The sequence below is a fragment of the Janthinobacterium pasteuri genome, from assembly GCF_051380775.1.
GTDB lineage: Bacteria > Pseudomonadota > Gammaproteobacteria > Burkholderiales > Burkholderiaceae_D > Janthinobacterium.
In genome coordinates this window covers 95357-111971 of sequence record NZ_JBNYXS010000021.1, presented here as the reverse complement: position 1 = coordinate 111971, position 16615 = coordinate 95357, and the positions used below count along the sequence as shown (strand labels likewise).

The 16615-nt window shown below is 59.4% G+C and carries 19 protein-coding genes; 1 reads left to right on the top strand and 18 read right to left on the bottom strand.

Annotated elements, in window-relative coordinates; all coding sequences use genetic code 11:
- From ACQ4WN_RS20040 to rpsF, 8 genes are all read right to left on the bottom strand, one after another.
- Positions 1–222 (bottom strand): transposase (locus ACQ4WN_RS20040; protein ID WP_436553094.1); only part of this gene is annotated, 222 nt, incomplete at its 3' end.
- 78 nt (positions 223–300) lie between these two features.
- On the bottom strand, positions 301–1311 hold the full coding sequence (locus ACQ4WN_RS20035) for an inorganic phosphate transporter (RefSeq protein WP_436553093.1): 1011 nt from the start codon (positions 1309–1311) through the stop codon (positions 301–303).
- Positions 1312–1353: 42 nt separating this feature from the next.
- Positions 1354–1980 carry a DUF47 domain-containing protein gene (locus ACQ4WN_RS20030; protein ID WP_010400015.1) on the bottom strand — a complete coding sequence of 209 codons (627 nt, stop codon included), beginning with the start codon at positions 1978–1980 and terminating at the stop codon, positions 1354–1356.
- 93 nt (positions 1981–2073) lie between these two features.
- Complete coding sequence (locus ACQ4WN_RS20025; RefSeq protein ID WP_436553092.1) at positions 2074–3459, bottom strand: replicative DNA helicase; 1386 nt, start codon at positions 3457–3459, stop codon at positions 2074–2076.
- A 135-nt stretch (positions 3460–3594) separates the two neighbouring features.
- Positions 3595–4050, bottom strand: coding sequence for a 50S ribosomal protein L9 (rplI, locus tag ACQ4WN_RS20020; protein ID WP_034783456.1), 456 nt, complete (start codon positions 4048–4050; stop codon positions 3595–3597).
- A 27-nt stretch (positions 4051–4077) separates the two neighbouring features.
- A complete protein-coding gene (gene rpsR / locus ACQ4WN_RS20015) occupies positions 4078–4368 on the bottom strand; it encodes a 30S ribosomal protein S18 (RefSeq protein ID WP_010400024.1) in 291 nt (96 codons plus the stop codon).
- A gap of 15 nt (positions 4369–4383) precedes the next feature.
- The gene (priB, locus tag ACQ4WN_RS20010) at positions 4384–4692 is read right to left on the bottom strand and encodes a primosomal replication protein N (RefSeq protein WP_436553098.1); all 309 of its coding nucleotides are present in this window, start codon (positions 4690–4692) and stop codon (positions 4384–4386) included.
- Positions 4693–4712: 20 nt separating this feature from the next.
- Positions 4713–5102: a 30S ribosomal protein S6 gene (gene rpsF, locus ACQ4WN_RS20005; RefSeq protein ID WP_034750499.1), complete on the bottom strand. Its 390-nt coding sequence runs from the start codon at positions 5100–5102 to the stop codon at positions 4713–4715.
- Positions 5103–5378: 276 nt separating this feature from the next.
- On the opposite strand from rpsF, the gene lexA reads away from it, so the two are divergent.
- Positions 5379–6026, top strand: a complete 648-nt coding sequence (gene lexA / locus ACQ4WN_RS20000; RefSeq protein ID WP_436553097.1) for a transcriptional repressor LexA — start codon at positions 5379–5381, stop codon at positions 6024–6026.
- A gap of 64 nt (positions 6027–6090) precedes the next feature.
- On the opposite strand, the gene ACQ4WN_RS19995 is transcribed toward lexA, so the two are convergent.
- The 10 genes from ACQ4WN_RS19995 to truA form a co-directional block, all read right to left on the bottom strand.
- Entirely contained in the window at positions 6091–7332 is a 1242-nt protein-coding gene (locus ACQ4WN_RS19995) for a cystathionine gamma-synthase family protein (protein ID WP_436553091.1), read from the bottom strand.
- A 43-nt stretch (positions 7333–7375) separates the two neighbouring features.
- On the bottom strand, positions 7376–8899 hold the full coding sequence (gene purF / locus ACQ4WN_RS19990) for an amidophosphoribosyltransferase (protein WP_436553090.1): 1524 nt from the start codon (positions 8897–8899) through the stop codon (positions 7376–7378).
- Positions 8900–8937: 38 nt separating this feature from the next.
- Positions 8938–9426: a CvpA family protein gene (locus tag ACQ4WN_RS19985; RefSeq protein WP_092795381.1), complete on the bottom strand. Its 489-nt coding sequence runs from the start codon at positions 9424–9426 to the stop codon at positions 8938–8940.
- A 20-nt stretch (positions 9427–9446) separates the two neighbouring features.
- Positions 9447–10427, bottom strand: a complete 981-nt coding sequence (locus ACQ4WN_RS19980; protein WP_436553089.1) for an SPOR domain-containing protein — start codon at positions 10425–10427, stop codon at positions 9447–9449.
- A 24-nt stretch (positions 10428–10451) separates the two neighbouring features.
- A complete protein-coding gene (gene folC / locus ACQ4WN_RS19975) occupies positions 10452–11750 on the bottom strand; it encodes a bifunctional tetrahydrofolate synthase/dihydrofolate synthase (protein ID WP_436553088.1) in 1299 nt (432 codons plus the stop codon).
- A 115-nt stretch (positions 11751–11865) separates the two neighbouring features.
- Complete coding sequence (gene accD / locus ACQ4WN_RS19970) at positions 11866–12738, bottom strand: acetyl-CoA carboxylase, carboxyltransferase subunit beta (protein ID WP_010400390.1); 873 nt, start codon at positions 12736–12738, stop codon at positions 11866–11868.
- A gap of 196 nt (positions 12739–12934) precedes the next feature.
- Positions 12935–13732 (bottom strand): tryptophan synthase subunit alpha, encoded by a 798-nt coding sequence (gene trpA, locus ACQ4WN_RS19965; protein ID WP_436553087.1) that lies wholly within the window; start codon positions 13730–13732, stop codon positions 12935–12937.
- Positions 13733–13826: 94 nt separating this feature from the next.
- Positions 13827–15077, bottom strand: coding sequence for a tryptophan synthase subunit beta (gene trpB / locus ACQ4WN_RS19960; RefSeq protein ID WP_436553086.1), 1251 nt, complete (start codon positions 15075–15077; stop codon positions 13827–13829).
- Positions 15070–15753 (bottom strand): phosphoribosylanthranilate isomerase, encoded by a 684-nt coding sequence (locus ACQ4WN_RS19955; protein ID WP_436553085.1) that lies wholly within the window; start codon positions 15751–15753, stop codon positions 15070–15072. The genes trpB and ACQ4WN_RS19955 overlap by 8 nt, the downstream gene beginning before the upstream one ends.
- Positions 15754–15774: 21 nt before the next feature.
- The gene (gene truA / locus ACQ4WN_RS19950; RefSeq protein ID WP_436553084.1) at positions 15775–16605 is read right to left on the bottom strand and encodes a tRNA pseudouridine(38-40) synthase TruA; all 831 of its coding nucleotides are present in this window, start codon (positions 16603–16605) and stop codon (positions 15775–15777) included.
- Positions 16606–16615: the final 10 nt, after the last annotated feature.

Sequence of the window (16615 nt, the reverse complement as noted above, 5' to 3'; positions counted from 1 at the left end):
TTCGTCCCACATGCGCTGCAATACGGCGAGTTTGAACTCGGCATCGTAATGACTGAATTTCTTCTGCAGTCCAGCGATGCCATGCAAACGATACCGGTCAACCCACCGCTTCACCACTACATGATGAAGCAAGTGATCATTGGCCACTGATTTATAGCCTTGCCGGCCATCCAGATATTGCCGAACCACTGTCAGCTTGAACTGCTCGTTGTACTTGGTCATGAAAAAACCCCAAAAGTTGGTGTCCAACTTTTGGGGTTCAGTTCACAAGGCTCCCTTTTTACTGGCGCTGGCTATCCATTACATGATGTGCTGGCCAATCCACCAGGCGACCGCTGCGACGAAGGCCGAAGCGGGAATCGTGAAGATCCAGGCCCAGACGATGTTGCCCGCGACACCCCAGCGCACGGCCGACATTTTTTGCGCCGAGCCGACGCCGACGATGGCGCCCGTAATGGTGTGCGTGGTCGACACGGGAATGCCCAGCGCCGTCGAGACGAACAGGGTGATCGCGCCGCCCGTTTCGGCGCAGAAGCCGCCCACGGGTTTCAACTTGGTGATCTTCTGGCCCATGGTCTTGACGATACGCCAGCCGCCGAACAGCGTACCGAAGCTGATGGCCGTGTAGCACGAGATGATGACCCACAGCGGCGGCATCTTGTCGTTCACGCTCGAGTAGCCGGCGGCGATCAGCAGCATCCAGATGATGCCGATGGTTTTTTGCGCATCATTGCCGCCGTGGCCCAGGCTGTAGGCTGCCGCCGATGCCAGTTGCAAACGGCGGAACCACTTGTCGACCTTGCGCGGTGTGGAACGCACAAAAATCCACGACACCAGCAGCATCATGATCGAGCCGAACACAAAGCCCAGCACCGGTGCGATCACGATGAAGGCCACGGTTTTCCACAGGCCGGCCGCGACCAGCGCGCCCGTGCCCGACTTGGCGACGGCGGCGCCCACCAGGCCGCCGATCAGGGCGTGCGAGGAAGACGATGGAATGCCGTAGTACCAGGTAAACAAATTCCAGAAGATGGCGCCCATCAGCGCGCCAAAGACCACGTACTGGTCGATCACTGTCGGGTCAATCGTGCCCTTGCCCACCGTGGCAGCTACGGTCAATTGGTGGAACACGAAGATGGCGACGAAGTTGAACGTGGCGGCCATGGCAACCGCGGTCTGCGGTTTCAATACGCCCGTCGAGACCACCGTGGCGATCGCGTTGGCGGCATCGTGGAAGCCGTTCATGAAGTCAAACAGCAGCGCGAGGGCGATCAACAGGCCTAGCACGTAGATGCTGATTTGTATGGTCATTGTAGTTTCTTTTCTGATTCTGGTTCAGGACAGGCCCAACGCTTACGCGTTTTCGACGATGATGCCTTCGATAATATTGGACACATCTTCGCAACGGTCGGTCACGGTTTCCAGAATTTCGTAGATCGCTTTCAGCTTGATCAGGTTACGCACGTCCGGTTCGTCGCGGAACAGCTTGGACATGGCGGCGCGCATCACATGGTCAGCGTCCGATTCCAGGCGGTCGATCTCTTCGCAGATGGCGACGATCTTGCGCGAGTTGTCCATGTTGTGCAGCATGGCGACGGCGTCGCGCACTTTTTCGGTACAGGCCAGCACCAGTTCGGCCAGGCGCTTGGCTTCCGGCGTGACGGCTTTCAGGTCGTACAGCGAGACGGTTTGCGCCGCGTCTTCCAGCAAGTCGAGGATGTCGTCCTGGCGCGTGATCAGCTGATGGATGTCGTCGCGGTCGATTGGCGTGATGAAGGTCTTGTGCAGCATTTCCACGGTGGCGTAAGTGACTTTGTCCGCCTGTTTCTCGATGCTTTCGATCGCATGCACGCGGTTTTCCAGGTCGTCGAAATTGGTCATCAGGCCGAGCATTTCTTTAGCGCCCTTGACGCACAGTTCCGCGTGCTGGTTAAACAATTCAAAAAACTTGCCCTCAGTGGGCATCAAGCGTCCAAACATGTCATTCTCCGTTAAGCATTGAGTCGTGTTATTTACTACAGAAAGCCGCCCCGTATGAGGGGGCGGCCAATGGAATATCAGTGCTGCTGAGCCTTAGTCGCCTTGGTAAAGCGCCAGGCCACCACTGTAATTGCCAAATTTGGTGTACTGCCCCATGAAGGTGAGGCGGATGCTGCCGATCGGACCGTTACGTTGTTTACCGATGATGATTTCGGCCGTTCCCTTGTCTGGCGAGTCGGGGTTATACACCTCATCACGGTAAATGAACAGGATCACGTCGGCATCCTGCTCAATAGCGCCCGATTCGCGCAAGTCCGACATCACGGGACGCTTGTTCGGGCGTTGCTCCAGCGAGCGGTTCAGCTGCGACAACGCGATCACAGGACAACCGAGTTCTTTCGCCAGCCCTTTCAATCCCCGTGAAATCTCGGAAATCTCCGTGGCGCGGTTATCGCCAGGGGAATTGGCCGACATCAGTTGCAGGTAATCGACGATGATCAGGCCCAGCTTGCCGCACTGACGCGACAAACGGCGCGAGCGCGCGCGCAACTCAATCGAGTTCAACGCGGGCGTTTCATCGATGTACAACTGCGCGTCGTTCATCTTTTGAATCGCATTCGTCAGGCGCGGCCAGTCTTCGTCGTTCAGGCGGCCCGTGCGCAGGCGGTGCTGGTCGAGCTGCCCGACGGAGCCGAGCATACGCATGGCCAGCTGGGCGCCGCCCATCTCCATCGAGAACACGGCCACGGGCAAGCCGCTGTCGATGGCCACGTTTTCACCGATGTTGACGGAAAACGCCGTCTTGCCCATCGAAGGACGGCCCGCCACGATCACCAGGTCGCCCGGCTGCAGACCGGAGGTCATGCGGTCGAGGTCGATGAAACCGGTGGGCACGCCCGTGATTTCACTCTGGTTGTCGCGGCTGTACAGCTCGTCGATACGCTCGACCACCTGCGTCAGCAGGGGCTGGATGGCGGTCCAGCCCTGGGCACCACGCGCGCCTTCTTCGGCGATGGCGAAGATCTTCGACTCGGCATCGTCAAGCATCTGCTTGACTTCCTTGCCTTGCGGGCTGAAGGCCGTGCCGGAGATATCGTCGGCGACGGTGATGAGTTTGCGCAGCACGCCGCGGTCGCGCACGATCTCGGCATAACGCCGGATGTTAGCGGCCGATGGCGTGTTTTGCGCCATGGCGTTCAGGTAAGCAAGTCCGCCCACATCATCGGCCTTGCCGAGCTGGGTCAGGGTTTCAAAAACAGTAATGACATCGGCTGGCCTGGAAGCGTTAATCATCTTGACGATTTGCTCGAAGATGATGCGATGGTCATAGCGATAGAAATCCTCCGCATGCATGAAGTCGGCGATGCGGTCATATGCTGCATTGTCACGCAGCAGACCACCGATAACGGATTGTTCTGCTTCGATCGAATGCGGCGGAATACGGAGGGAATCCAGTTGCGGATCAGAGGGGGCGTTCATGGCGCGAATTATACCCGCTTCGGCGTGCTGGCAAAAATAAAGGGCTGAAAATGAGCGAAAAAAAGGCCACAAAAAAGCCGGGCGAACCCGGCTTTTCATCGTGCGGTAGCGCTTGCGGGCCAGGCCCGCAGACGATTACGCGTTCGCGTCTGGAACGACAGCGATAACAACTTCCACGACCACGTCGGTGTGCAGGGCAACCGAAACGTTGTGCTCGCCAACGATCTTCAGCGGGCCGGTAGGCATGCGGATTTGTGCTTTTTCAACAGCAAAACCTTGCTTGGTCAGCGCTTCAGCGATGTCGAAGTTGGTGACGGAACCGAACAGACGGCCATCAACACCAGCTTTTTGAGCAACTTGAACGGTCAGACCGCTCAGTTTTTCGCCCTGGGCTTGCGATGCGGCCAGTTTGGCGGCAGCAGCTTTTTCCAGTTCGGCGCGCTTGACTTCGAATTCAGCCACAGCGGTTGCCGTAGCACGACGTGCCAGGCGTTGCGGGATCAGGAAGTTACGTGCGTAACCGTCTTTGACTTTGACGACTTCGCCGAGGTTACCGACGTTAACAACTTTTTCTAACAGAATGATTTGCATAGTTCTTCTCCAGGAATATCTGACCGATTAAGCGTGGTGCAGATCGGTGTATGGCAGCAGCGCGAGGAAGCGAGCGCGCTTGATTGCGGTGTCAACTTGGCGCTGGTAGTGCGCTTTGGTACCGGTCAGGCGTGCTGGCATGATCTTGCCGTTTTCTTGGACGAAGTCTTTCAGCGTGTCGACGTCTTTGTAGTCGACTTGCTCAACGTGAGCTGCGGTGAAGCGGCAGAACTTCTTGCGTTTGAACAACGGGTTTTGCTGTTTGCGTTTTTCTTTAAGCTTGAGCTTATTTTTGTCGAACTTTTTACCGAATGCCATGTCAGGCTCCTGTATCTAAAATGCGCTAGTCGGGGTGACTGCACTAAAATCAATGATGTGAAACACCAAACTCTTGCTGTTGCGGCTCTTCCTTGCCAGGAAACCCGTGAACTGATAGATCCCGCCCAAGCTTGCCTGGCTGAAGCGGCCTGATATTTCACCAGCGGCTAGCGCGGCAACATCAAACTCGGTCAAACGGGCAATTCCTGCTTCCATCTGCTGCGAACTGTGCTGCAATACTGCATTCACAATCGGCAACCCTGCCGGGGTATAGCGCAATATTTCGCGCTCGGCAATGATGGCGGTGACTTGTAGCTGGTTCAGCGCACGATCCTGGTCAAGAATTAAGCTGCTGCTGCGGCTGGAGCTGCTGCTGGTGCTTCGGTGCGGTGGCTTTTGGCCGCGTCTTCGCGTTGTACCGATTTCATCATCGGCGAAGGAGCTGTTTCAGCTTTCTTCATTTTAACGGTCAGGTGACGCAACACGGCATCATTGAATTTGAATGCTGTTTCCAACTCGACCAGGGTCTCGTTGTCGCATTCGATGTTCAGGCAGATGTAGTGTGCTTTAGGCAGCTTTTGGATCGAGTAAGCCATTTGACGGCGGCCCCAATCTTCCACGCGGTGAACCGAACCGCCGCGGGTGGTTACGCTGGCTTTGTAGCGTTCGATCATCGCGGGCACTTGCTCGCTTTGGTCCGGATGGACGATAAAGACTATTTCATAATGACGCATGCAAACTCCTTCAGGTCGGATTGATAATCGCCCACCCCGGCGTCAAGACGGGTGTGGGAAGGTCAGCCGAAGATTATAACCGCCTTTTGCAAACGTTTCAATGATTGCTTCAACAAGCGGCCCATGCACGGGGCTGGCCAGGCACTTTTTCCTCCGCATTCCAGTATTTCGCACGAAATTCGCGCAAATAAGGGAAATCCCCTTGCATAGTGGGCGATACTGTACAAAAATACAGACTGTTCATATAGACAGCATTTTAGTATGCACCCACCGCTCATGATCAAGCTGACAGCACGACAAGAACAAATCCTGAACCTGATCAAGGACGCGATTGAAAACACGGGCTTTCCCCCAACCCGTGCCGAAATCGCCAATGAACTGGGTTTCAAATCGGCCAATGCGGCCGAAGAACATTTGCAAGCCCTGGCCCGCAAGGGCGCGATCGAGATTTCGCCCGGCACCTCGCGCGGCATCCGCCTGATCGGTGCGGCGGCGACTGCGGCCGCCGAGGCGCTTGCATCGAAAGTGCCGGCAGCCCTGCTGATGTCGCTGCCGCTGATCGGCCGGGTAGCCGCCGGTTCGCCCATCTTGGCACAGGAAAACCTGGAAGCGAGCTACAACGTGGACCCGGCCCTGTTTTCGGCCAAGCCCGACTTCCTGCTGAAGGTGCGCGGCTGGTCCATGCGCGACGCCGGCATCATGGATGGCGATTTATTGGCCGTTAAAAAAGTCGACAGCGCCAAGAATGGCCAGATCGTCGTGGCCCGCATCGGCGACGAAGTCACCGTCAAGCGCTACAAGAAAACGGGTTCCGTCATCGAACTGCTGCCGGAAAACCCCGACTTCAAGGTCATTACCGTGTCGCCGGAAGATGAATTCGCACTGGAAGGACTTGCAGTGGGCTTGATGCGCAGCTGGCATTAAGCATTCAACGTAAAAAGGGCCGCAACAGCATGACTGTTGCGGCCCTTTTCATTTGCGCGGCTTGTTATACACCCAGTGCCTGGCGGAAATCCTCGAGCAGATCAACCTCATCCTCGATGCCGACGGACACGCGGATCAGGGACTCGGCAATGCCCATGCTGGCGCGGCGTTCGGCCCCCATCTCGTAAAAGATGGTGTGGGCGACGGGAATGACCAGGGTGCGCGTGTCGCCGAGGTTGCTCGCTGGAATGGCCAGGTTCAGGCGATTCAGGAAATCGAAGCAGTCGATGCCATCCTTCAATTCAAAGCTGAACAGGGAACCATAACTGCGGAACAAGTCCGTCGCCAGCGCGTGCTGCGCGTGCGACGCCAAGCCTGGATAATGCACGGCAGCCACACGCGGGTCCGCTTGCAGCATGGTGGTCAGCGCGAGGGCGTTCGAGCAGGTGCGGTCCATGCGCAAGGCCATGGTTTCCGCGCCGACGGCGATATGGTGCGCCGCCTCCGGGCCCAGCGAAGCGCCGAAGTCGCGCAAAGCCTTGGCGCGGATTTGCGCGATGCCCCACTGCGCGGGCGCCGCCTTTTTATAATTCTCGAAAATGTTCGGGTACTGCGTCCAGTCGAACACGCCCGTGTCCGTCAAGCTGCCGCCCAGCGCATTGCCGTGGCCGCCGATGGATTTCGTCAACGCGTTGACGACCAGGCCCGCACCCACCGCTTTCGGGCGGAACAGGTATGGCGTGGTCATGGTGTTGTCGACGATATACAAGATGCCACGCTCCTTGCACAGCGCGCCGATCTTCGCCAGGTCGGCGATCTGCGTGCGCGGATTGGCGATGGTTTCCACGAACACGATGCGCGTGGCCGGCGTGATGGCGGCGGCCACGTTGGCCACATCGGTGGCATCGACAAACGACACGCCAATACCCTGGCCCGTCACCGTTTGCCACAGGCTGTTGGTGTTGCCAAACAAAAAGGCCGACGACACCACATGGTCGCCCGCGCGCAGCAAGGATTGCACCACGGCGCCGATGGCGCCCATGCCGGTGGCAAAGCACAAGGTCGCCACGCCATCTTCCATCTTGTTGACCTTGTCTTCCAGCGCGGAAACGGTCGGATTGCCCTGGCGGCCATAGCGAAAGCCCGGCTCTTTGCCCTGGAACACGGAAGCGAGCTGGCGCGCGTCGCCATAGCCAAACGCGACGGAGGTGTGCACGGGCTTGTGCAGAGAGCCGTGCTCGATGCCCTTGCGGCGGTCGTTATGCAGGATGGTGGTGGTAAAGCCGTATTTTTTTTTATCGTTCATGATCGCAAGGCAAAAAAAGCCCGGCGCTAGCCGGGCAAGATAATTACGCTTCTGTCGTTGCCAGGTTCAGGTTCAGCTGGGAACGCGGCGTATCTTCTGGCGCTGCCGCCTTCGGATGGTGGCGCGCATATTCCAGGCGGTCCAGGTATTCCTGCGACACGTCACCCGTCACGTACACGCCATCGAAGCACGAAGCCTCGAAGTTCGTCAGTGCCGGATTGACGTCGGCAATCGCCTGCTTGAGCGCGCCGATATCCTGGTACACCAGGTAGTCGGCCGTGATTTCGCGGCACACTTCTTCCGTCGTACGGCCGTAAGCGATCAGTTCATCGCGTGTCGGCATGTCGATGCCGTACACGTTCGGGTAGATCACCGGTGGCGCGGCCGAGGCGAAGATGACCTTCGTCGCGCCCGCTTCGCGCGCCATCTGCACGATTTCACGGCTGGTGGTGCCGCGCACGATGGAATCGTCGACCAGCAACACCACTTTATCCTTGAATTCGGATGGAATCGCGTTGAGCTTCTGGCGCACGGATTTCTTGCGCGCCGCCTGGCCCGGCATGATGAAGGTACGGCCGATGTAGCGGTTCTTGATGAAGCCTTCGCGGTATTCCAGGTTCAGCGCCAGTGCCAGCTGAATGGCGGCCGGACGCGAGGAATCGGGAATCGGCATGACCACGTCGATATGCACGTCAGGCAATTCGGCACGGATCTTTTCCGCCAGGTATTCGCCCATTTTCAGGCGCGTGGCGTACACCGAGGCGCCGTCGATGACGGAATCGGGACGGGCCAGGTAGACGAATTCGAACACGCAGGGATTCAGGCTGGCATTGTCGGCGCACTGGGCGCTGTGCAATTTCTTGTCGGCATCGATGAAGACGGCTTCGCCGGGACCGATATCGCGCACGAAGCGGAAGCCCATGCCTTCCAGGGCCACGGATTCGGAGGCGATCAGGTATTCAGGACCCAGCTCCGTTTCATTAATGCCCAGGCACAGCGGACGGATGCCGTGCGGGTCGCGGAAGGCCAGCAAGCCTACGCCGGCGATTTGCGCGACGGCAGCGTAACCGCCCTTGACGCGGCGGTTCAGCACGGTGACAGCCTTGAAGATGGCTTCCGGGTCCAGATTCAGGCCCGTCGTCGCTTCCTGGATTTCATGCGCCAGCACATTGAGCAGCACTTCCGAATCGGAATCGGTATTGATGTGGCGGCGGTCGTTCTTGAACATTTCCTGTTTCAACTGTTCCCAGTTGGTCAGGTTGCCATTGTGCGCCAGGGTGATGCCGAACGGCGCATTCACATAAAACGGCTGTGCTTCCTCTTCGCTCGACGAACCGGCCGTCGGGTAGCGGCAATGGCCGATGCCCGTCGTGCCTTGCAGCGAACGCATGTTGCGCGTACGGAAGACGTCACGCACGAGGCCATTGGCTTTGTGCATGGAAAACATACTGCTGTGATTGGTCGCAATCCCTGCCGCGTCCTGACCGCGATGTTGCAAGAGCAACAATGCATCATAGAGCAATTGATTGACAGGTTGATGGGAAACGACGCCGACGATGCCACACATGGTGTGCTCCTAAACTGTGCTACTGATTTTAAAAAAATTCAAAATTTCACATGCTGCGCGTAAGCGGCAGGCAGATAAGGCTTGATGGCACGCGCGCCCTGCTCCGCGAGCGGGCTGAGCAGCGCATTTTTCCAGAATGGCTGCTGCGGTATGGAAGTCATGCCACACAAGATGACGGCGGTCAGCACGATCACAAGACCCCGCGCCACACCGAACAGGCTGCCCAGGGTGCGGTCGGCCAGGCTCAGGCCCGTCACCTTGACCAGTGCATCGACTGTCATGGACAGTAATCCCATCAAAATGCGCACGCCGATGAACAGCACCACGAAGGCTAGCAACAGGCGGACGGCTTCGCCCGGCACGGCTTCCGGCAGGAATTTCGCCAGGGTGGCGCCATACGCGTTGGCAATGACGAATGCCACGATCCAGCTGACCAATGACAGTATTTCCTTGACCAGGCCGCGCATCATGCTGATCAGCACGGAAGTCACCAGCACAAACAGCACCAGATAATCGAAGATCGTCACGCGCGTTCAACCTTGCAACATCACGCCGGTACCAGGCTGCCGCCCAGGCCCAGCTTTTGCAGCTTGGCGCGGGTCTTTTCGGCATCTTCGCGGTTGCCGAACGGCCCCACGCGCACGCGGATACGCTCGCCCGCCGGGCTGGAGACTTTCTGCGTATAGGATTTGATGCCCGCTTCGCGCAGCTTGTCCTGCAATTCATCGACCTTGTCCTGCGTCGCCAGGGCTGCCACCTGCACCACGAACTTGCCGCTGCCGGCGTCGTGTGCCTTGTCTTGTGCTTTCTCCTGTGGCTTGTCCAGTGGCTTGCCTTCCAGAATCGCCATGGCGCGCGCCGCATCGTCGGCAGATTGCGCTGGCTTGGCAGGCTTAGTCTCAGGCTTGACTTCCGGCTTTACCTCATGCTTCGGTTCAGGCTTCGGTTCCGGCTTGGTTTCGTGCTTCGGCTCGGGTTTTGCTTCCACCTTGACTGGCTTGGGCTCGGGTTTGGGTTCGGGTTTGGGTTCCACATAGGCCGGCTTGGCAGGCGCAGGCTGGACGGCCGCCAGCACGGGTACCGGAGCCGGAGCCGGTGCCGGCGTTGGCCTGGCCGCAGGCGGCAGGGGCGCGTCGATGATTTCCTCGGACTGGTCCAGGCCATTGTGCGCAGCCGCCTGAGCGGGCACAGCCGGCACGGGCGCAGGCGCAGCGGCCTTTTCTTTCGAGGGAATGTCGATGGCGATATCGTTGAAAGGCGCCTTCGGTTCGGAATCGAGCAGCATCGGCAAGCCGACAGCCACGCCCAAAGCCAGGGCGATGGCCCCGACCAGGCGGCGGCGTGCGCGCTTTTTTTCAGGCAAGACCGGGTCCGGCGCTTCCTTGCCGCCACGGCGCGATCCGCCGCCACCGGAGGTGTTGGCGGCGCGCTTGCGGGTCGGCGACTGTGCTTCGCCAGGGACGTAAAAGCCGCTGTCTTCGCCAGAGGATTCTTGCTTGTTTTTAAACAGTTTCGAGAACAAGCCCATGCGTGATTTTCAGTCGAGTGCGTTTCAGTGAAGTGAGGATTTTCTGGCCTTCATCACGCCGGCAACGGTGAGGAAAGAACCAAAGACCACAATTCTATCATTCTCACCGGCCCGGCTCATTGCATTTGCAAAAGCTTGTGCCGGATCATCGAAAATAGACACAGTATGTTCACTGCTGTCGGGCTTATCTTCGAGCATGATCTGCACCTTGGCAGCCAGCTCGGAAGCCGTGGCCGCGCGCGGCGAAGGCAAGCCCGCCAGACACCAGTGATCGACGTGTTCACTCATCGCGGCCAGCACGCCATCGATATCCTTGTCGTGCATGGAACCGAACACGGCATAGGTGTACGGGTGATAGCCCATATTGCCCAGGTTCTGGTTCAGCGCCGCAGCTGCGTGCGGGTTGTGCGCCACGTCGAGGATCACGCTGGGGCGGCCAGGCAAGACCTGGAAGCGGCCCGGCAGCTCTACCGTCACGAGGCCGGTGCGTACTTCCTGCGCCCCAACGGGCAGTTTCAGCTTCAGCACTTCCAGCGCGGCCAGTACGGCCGTCGCATTGAGGATCTGGTTGGCACCGCGCAAGCTTGGATACGCGAGCGAATTGCGGCGCTGCTCGCGCCCGCCATAGTTCCACTGCTGCTTGTCGCCCGAATAGTTGAAATCGCGCCCCATCAGCCACAGGTCGGCGCCGATGGCCTCGGCATGGTCGATCAAGGACTGCGGCGGTACGGGGTCGCTGCAGATGGCCGCCTTGCCCGGACGGAAGATGCCGGCCTTTTCAAAGCCGATCGCTTCGCGCGTGTCGCCCAGATAATCCGTATGGTCGATATCGATGCTGGTGACGATGGCCACGTCCGCGTCGATCACGTTGACGGCATCGAGGCGCCCGCCCAGGCCCACTTCCAGGATGGCCACGTCCAGCTTGGCTTGCGACAGCAAATGCAGGATGGCCAGGGTGGTGAATTCGAAATACGTCAGCGGCGTGTCGCCGCGCACGGCTTCGACAGCCTGGAAGCTGGCAACGATTTGTTCGTCGCTGGCCATCTCGCCCAGCACGCGGGCGCGCTCATTGAAATCGAGGAAATGCGGCTTGATGTACAGCCCCACTTTGTAGCCGGCACGCAACAGTACCGATTCCAGCATGGCACACGTGGAACCCTTGCCATTCGTGCCCGCCACCATGATCACGGGGCAAGTAAACGCCAGTTGCATGCGCGCCTTGACGGCTTGCACGCGGTCCAGGCCCATGTTGATCTGGGTTTCCGAATGACGGGTTTCCAGCATGGCGAGCCATTCCGGCAAGGTGGTGGGGAGGTTTTGCATGGGAGACTTATTGATTAGAGTGCGCGAGGCGGGAAAGACATGAGACCCAAACCGAAGACTGGGGTCGGACCCTGAGGGTCCGACCCCAGCAGTTCAGGTTTTGGGGTAAATCAAATTACGCAAGTACTTCTACGGCCTGGTTTTGCAGCAAGGCCAGCAGACGGGCGATTTCTTCGCGCATCTTGCGGCGGTCGACGATCATGTCGACGGCGCCTTTGGTGACGAGGAACTCGGCGCGCTGGAAGCCTTCCGGCAGTTTTTCACGCACGGTGTTTTCAATCACGCGCGGGCCGGCAAAGCCGATCAGCGCTTTCGGCTCGGCAATGACGACGTCGCCCATGAAGGCGAACGAGGCGGACACGCCGCCCATGGTCGGGTCGGTCAGCACGCTGATGAATGGCAATTTCTTTTCCGACAGCTTGGTCAGCATGGCCGTGGTTTTCGCCATCTGCATCAGGGACAGCAAGCCTTCCTGCATGCGCGCGCCACCGGTGGCGGTGATGCAAATGAACGGCACTTTCTGTTCCAGCGCGATTTGCGCGCCGCGCACGAAGCGCTCGCCCACGACGGAGCCCATGGAGCCGCCCATGAATTCGAATTCGAAGCACGCCACGACCACTGGCAGGCTCATGATGGCGCCACCCATGACGACCATCGCATCCGTCTCGCCCGTCGCTTCCATGGCGGACTTCAGGCGGTCAGGGTATTTCTTGCTGTCCTTGAATTTCAAGGTATCGACGGGCAGGATTTCCTGGCCGATTTCATAACGGCCACCCGCGTCGAGCAGGCTGTCGAGACGTTCACGCGCGCGGATGCGCATGTGATGGTCGCATTTCGGACACACGTGCAAATTCGATTCCAGGTCCGTACGGTACAGCACGGCTTCGCACGACGGGCACTTGACCCACAGGCCTTCCGGCATGGTCTTGCGCGCGGCAGCATCAGAACGCTGTATGCGCGGTGGCAGCAGTTTTTCCAACCAACTCATATTTTCTCCTTGGGCCCTTGTAGGGGTAGCGTCGGTGGACGCCCCCGGCAGACGGTAAACGGCGACGCCCCGCAGGGCGCCACCAAAAATTTTATCTATTGCACAATAACAGCAAAATCAGTGGCCGAAGTGTAGCCGTTTATCGCCGGGCTGTCGAACTTTGCCGCCAACGCAAATGCGTAAACGGCAAGCTTGCTCAGGCGTCCAGTGCGGCGCGGATGCCCGCCGTAAAGCTGCGCACGGCATCGACGGCGCCCCCTGCCGGGGCGTTTTCAATCTCCTGGATGATGCGGCTGCCGATCACGACGGCATCGGCCACCTTGGCAACGGCCTTGGCCGTGGCACCATCGCGGATGCCAAAGCCCACGCCGATAGGTAATTTTACATGCTGGCGGATGGCTGCGAGACGTTCGGCTACCTGTTCCGTATCAATGTTGCCTGCACCCGTCACGCCCTTGAGCGACACATAATAGCTGAAGCCACCGCCAACCTTGGCCACTTGCGCGATGCGCTCTTCGGTCGAGGTAGGCGCCAGCAGGAAGATCAGATCGAGGCCGGCAGCGCGCATGGCGGCGGCGAATTGCTCGCACTCTTCCGGCGGATAGTCGACGATGATGGCGCCATCGGCGCCGGCCGCTTGCGCCGCATCAATAAACGCGGCGCTGCCGATGCGCTCGATGGGGTTGGCGTAACCCATCAGTACCACGGGCGTCGTCTGGTTTGTTTCGCGGAACTGGCGCACATACGCGAACACATCGTGGATGCCGACATTGAATTTCAGGGCGCGTTCGCAGGCGCGCTGGATGACCGGACCTTCGGCCATGGGGTCGGAGAACGGCACGCCCAGTTCCAGTATGTCGGCACCGCCCTCGACAAGCGCGTGCATCAGGGGCACGGTGGCGTCAGGGCCGGGATCGCCGGCGGTGATGAAGGTGACCAGGCCGGTCTTGTTATTCGATTTTAAGTTGGCAAAGGTAATGGCGATACGGGACATGGGGAGCTTTCTTAATGATGGATAGATGGAATAATTTCAACCCAAAGCAAAGGCTGGGGTCAGACCCGGCGGGTCTGACCCCATTGACACGCTGCTAATTGAAATTCAATCCCATGCGTTCCGCCACGGTATGCATGTCCTTGTCGCCACGGCCCGACAGGTTGGCCAGCACGATCTGGTCTTTCGGCAAGGTGGCCGCCAGCTTGGCCGCGTAGGCCAGCGCGTGCGACGATTCCAGCGCCGGGATGATGCCTTCGATATGGCAGCAGTCGTGGAAAGCCTGCAAGGCCTCGTCGTCCGTGATCGACACGTATTGCGCGCGGCCCAAGTCTTTCAACCACGCGTGTTCCGGGCCCACGCCGGGATAATCGAGGCCGGCAGAGACGGAATGCGTCTCGATGATCTGGCCGTTTTCATCCTGCAGCAGATAGGTGCGATTGCCATGCAGCACGCCCGGGAAACCGGCCGCCAACGAGGCCGAGTGCTTGCCCGTGTTCAATCCTTCACCGGCCGCTTCCACGCCGATCAGTTTGACATCCTTCTGGTCGATATACGGGTAAAAGATGCCCATGGCGTTCGAGCCGCCGCCGATGCAGGCCAGCACATAATCAGGTTGGCGACCCGTCATTTCCGGCATCTGCACCAGGCATTCCTCACCGATCACGGACTGGAAATCGCGCACCATCATCGGGTAAGGATGGGGGCCGGCGACGGTGCCGATGATATAGAAGGTGTTTTCAATGTTGGTGACCCAGTCGCGCATGGCTTCGTTCAGCGCATCCTTGAGGGTCTTGGAACCGGATTCGACAGGCACGACAGTGGCGCCCAGCAATTTCATGCGGTACACGTTCTGCGCCTGGCGCTTGACGTCTTCGCTACCCATGTAGACCACGCATTCGAGGCCGAAGCGGGCACAGATGGTGGCCGTGGCCACGCCATGCTGGCCGGCGCCCGTCTCGGCGATGATGCGCGGCTTGCCCATGCGCTTGGCCAGCAAGGCCTGGCCGATCACGTTATTGATCTTGTGCGCGCCCGTGTGGTTCAAGTCTTCGCGCTTGAAATAGATTTGCGCGCCGCCCGCCATTTCGGACCAGCGCTTGGCGTGGTAGATGGGCGACGGACGGCCGACGAAGTGTTTCAGCTCGTAGCGGAATTCTTCCAGGAATTCCGGATCGACGCTGTAGCGCGCGTAGGCGTCTTTCAGCTCGGCCAGCGCATGCGTGAGCGTTTCGGCAACAAATGCGCCGCCATACGGGCCAAAGTGGCCGCGCGGGTCAGGGAATGGGTAATCGGTGGCGTGAAATAATGCGGCGGCTTCGCCGGGCGCTGTGGTGTGGTCATTCATGGTGGTTTCCTCTGGCAATGATGGCATCGGCATCCTGCACCGCGGCGATGAACGCGCGGACTCGGGATGCGTCCTTGATACCCTTGGACGCTTCGACACCACTGCTGATGTCGACGGCGTAAGGGCGCACGCGCACCACTGCGTCAGTCGCGTTTTGTACGCTCAAGCCACCACTTAAAACGACCCGAGGCGCGAGTTCTTTTGGAATGAGGGACCAATCAAATACCTTTCCTGCACCGCCGTAGGCATCCACATAGGTATCGAGCAAGAGGCTGGAGAACAAGGGACTGGCGGCGCGATAGCGCTGTTCGTATTCTAGCAAATCTTCAAAGGACGTGTCGGGTTTGACGCGGAACACTTGCGTAAACGGCGTATTCACGGCGCCAGCGAGCGCGGCGCTGTGTTCGGGCGTCTCGTCGCCATGAAATTGCAGCAGCGACAAGGGCGCCACGGCCCTGGTGGCCCGCACTTCTTCCACCGTGGCGTTGACGAACAGGCCCACCGTCGTCACGTAGGGCGGCATGGCGGCGATCAGGGCCGCCGCCTGCCGGGGCGTGACGTAACGGGGGCTTTTCGGATAAAACACGAAGCCGATGGCGTCGGCGCCCGCCGCCACGACCGCCTGGATGTCTTCAACGCGGGTCAGGCCGCAGATCTTGATGCGTGTGCGTGGCATGCTATTCCTTAATGTCAACCGTCAGAACCAGGGCAAGGCACTGCTGCTGTCTTGCGGTAACGCCCATTTCGGGTCGTAATCGATCTGCGCCAGATACAAGCCGTCCGGCATGAAGGTGGGCGCCGCCGCATGGCGGTCTTTACTTTCCAGCAAGTGCCCCAGCCAGTCCGGCTTTTCGCGCCCCGTGCCGATATACACGAGCGAACCGACCAGGTTGCGCACCATGTGGTGCAGGAAGGCATTCGCCGTGATGGTGAAGATGACGCAATCGCCGCGCCGCTCGATGCGGATGTCATGCATCAGCTTGACGGGCGACTTGGCCTGACATTGCGCGGCGCGAAAGGCCGTGAAATCGTGCCAGCCCAGCAGAGGCTGCACGGCCTGGCGCATCAGTTCCACGTCCAGCGGACGGAAAAAGAAGCCGGCGCGTCCTTCCACCAGCGGCGAGCGGGTGGCGTTGTTATACAACACATAATGATAGGTGCGCGCGCGGGCGCTGAAGCGGGCGTGGAAGAAATCGTTGACGGCAGGATCGCCGGCCAGCTCCTTGGCCCAGCGCACGGCGATGGATTTCGGCAGGAAGGCGTTGACGCCGCGCACCCACGAGTGCACGTCGCGGTTCAATTCCGTATCGAAGTGCACGACTTGCTCGAGCGCATGCACGCCCGTATCCGTACGGCCGGCGCAGGTCGTGGCCAGGCGCACGCGGGCAAACTGCTCCAGCGCGTTTTCCAGCTGGTCCTGCACCGTCTGCCCATCTTCCTGTTTCTGGTATCCATGCCAGGCCGTGCCGTCGTACTGCAGGCCGAGGACGATACGCTTCAATGGCGTTGCTGTCGTAATATTTTGCATCGAAGCATTA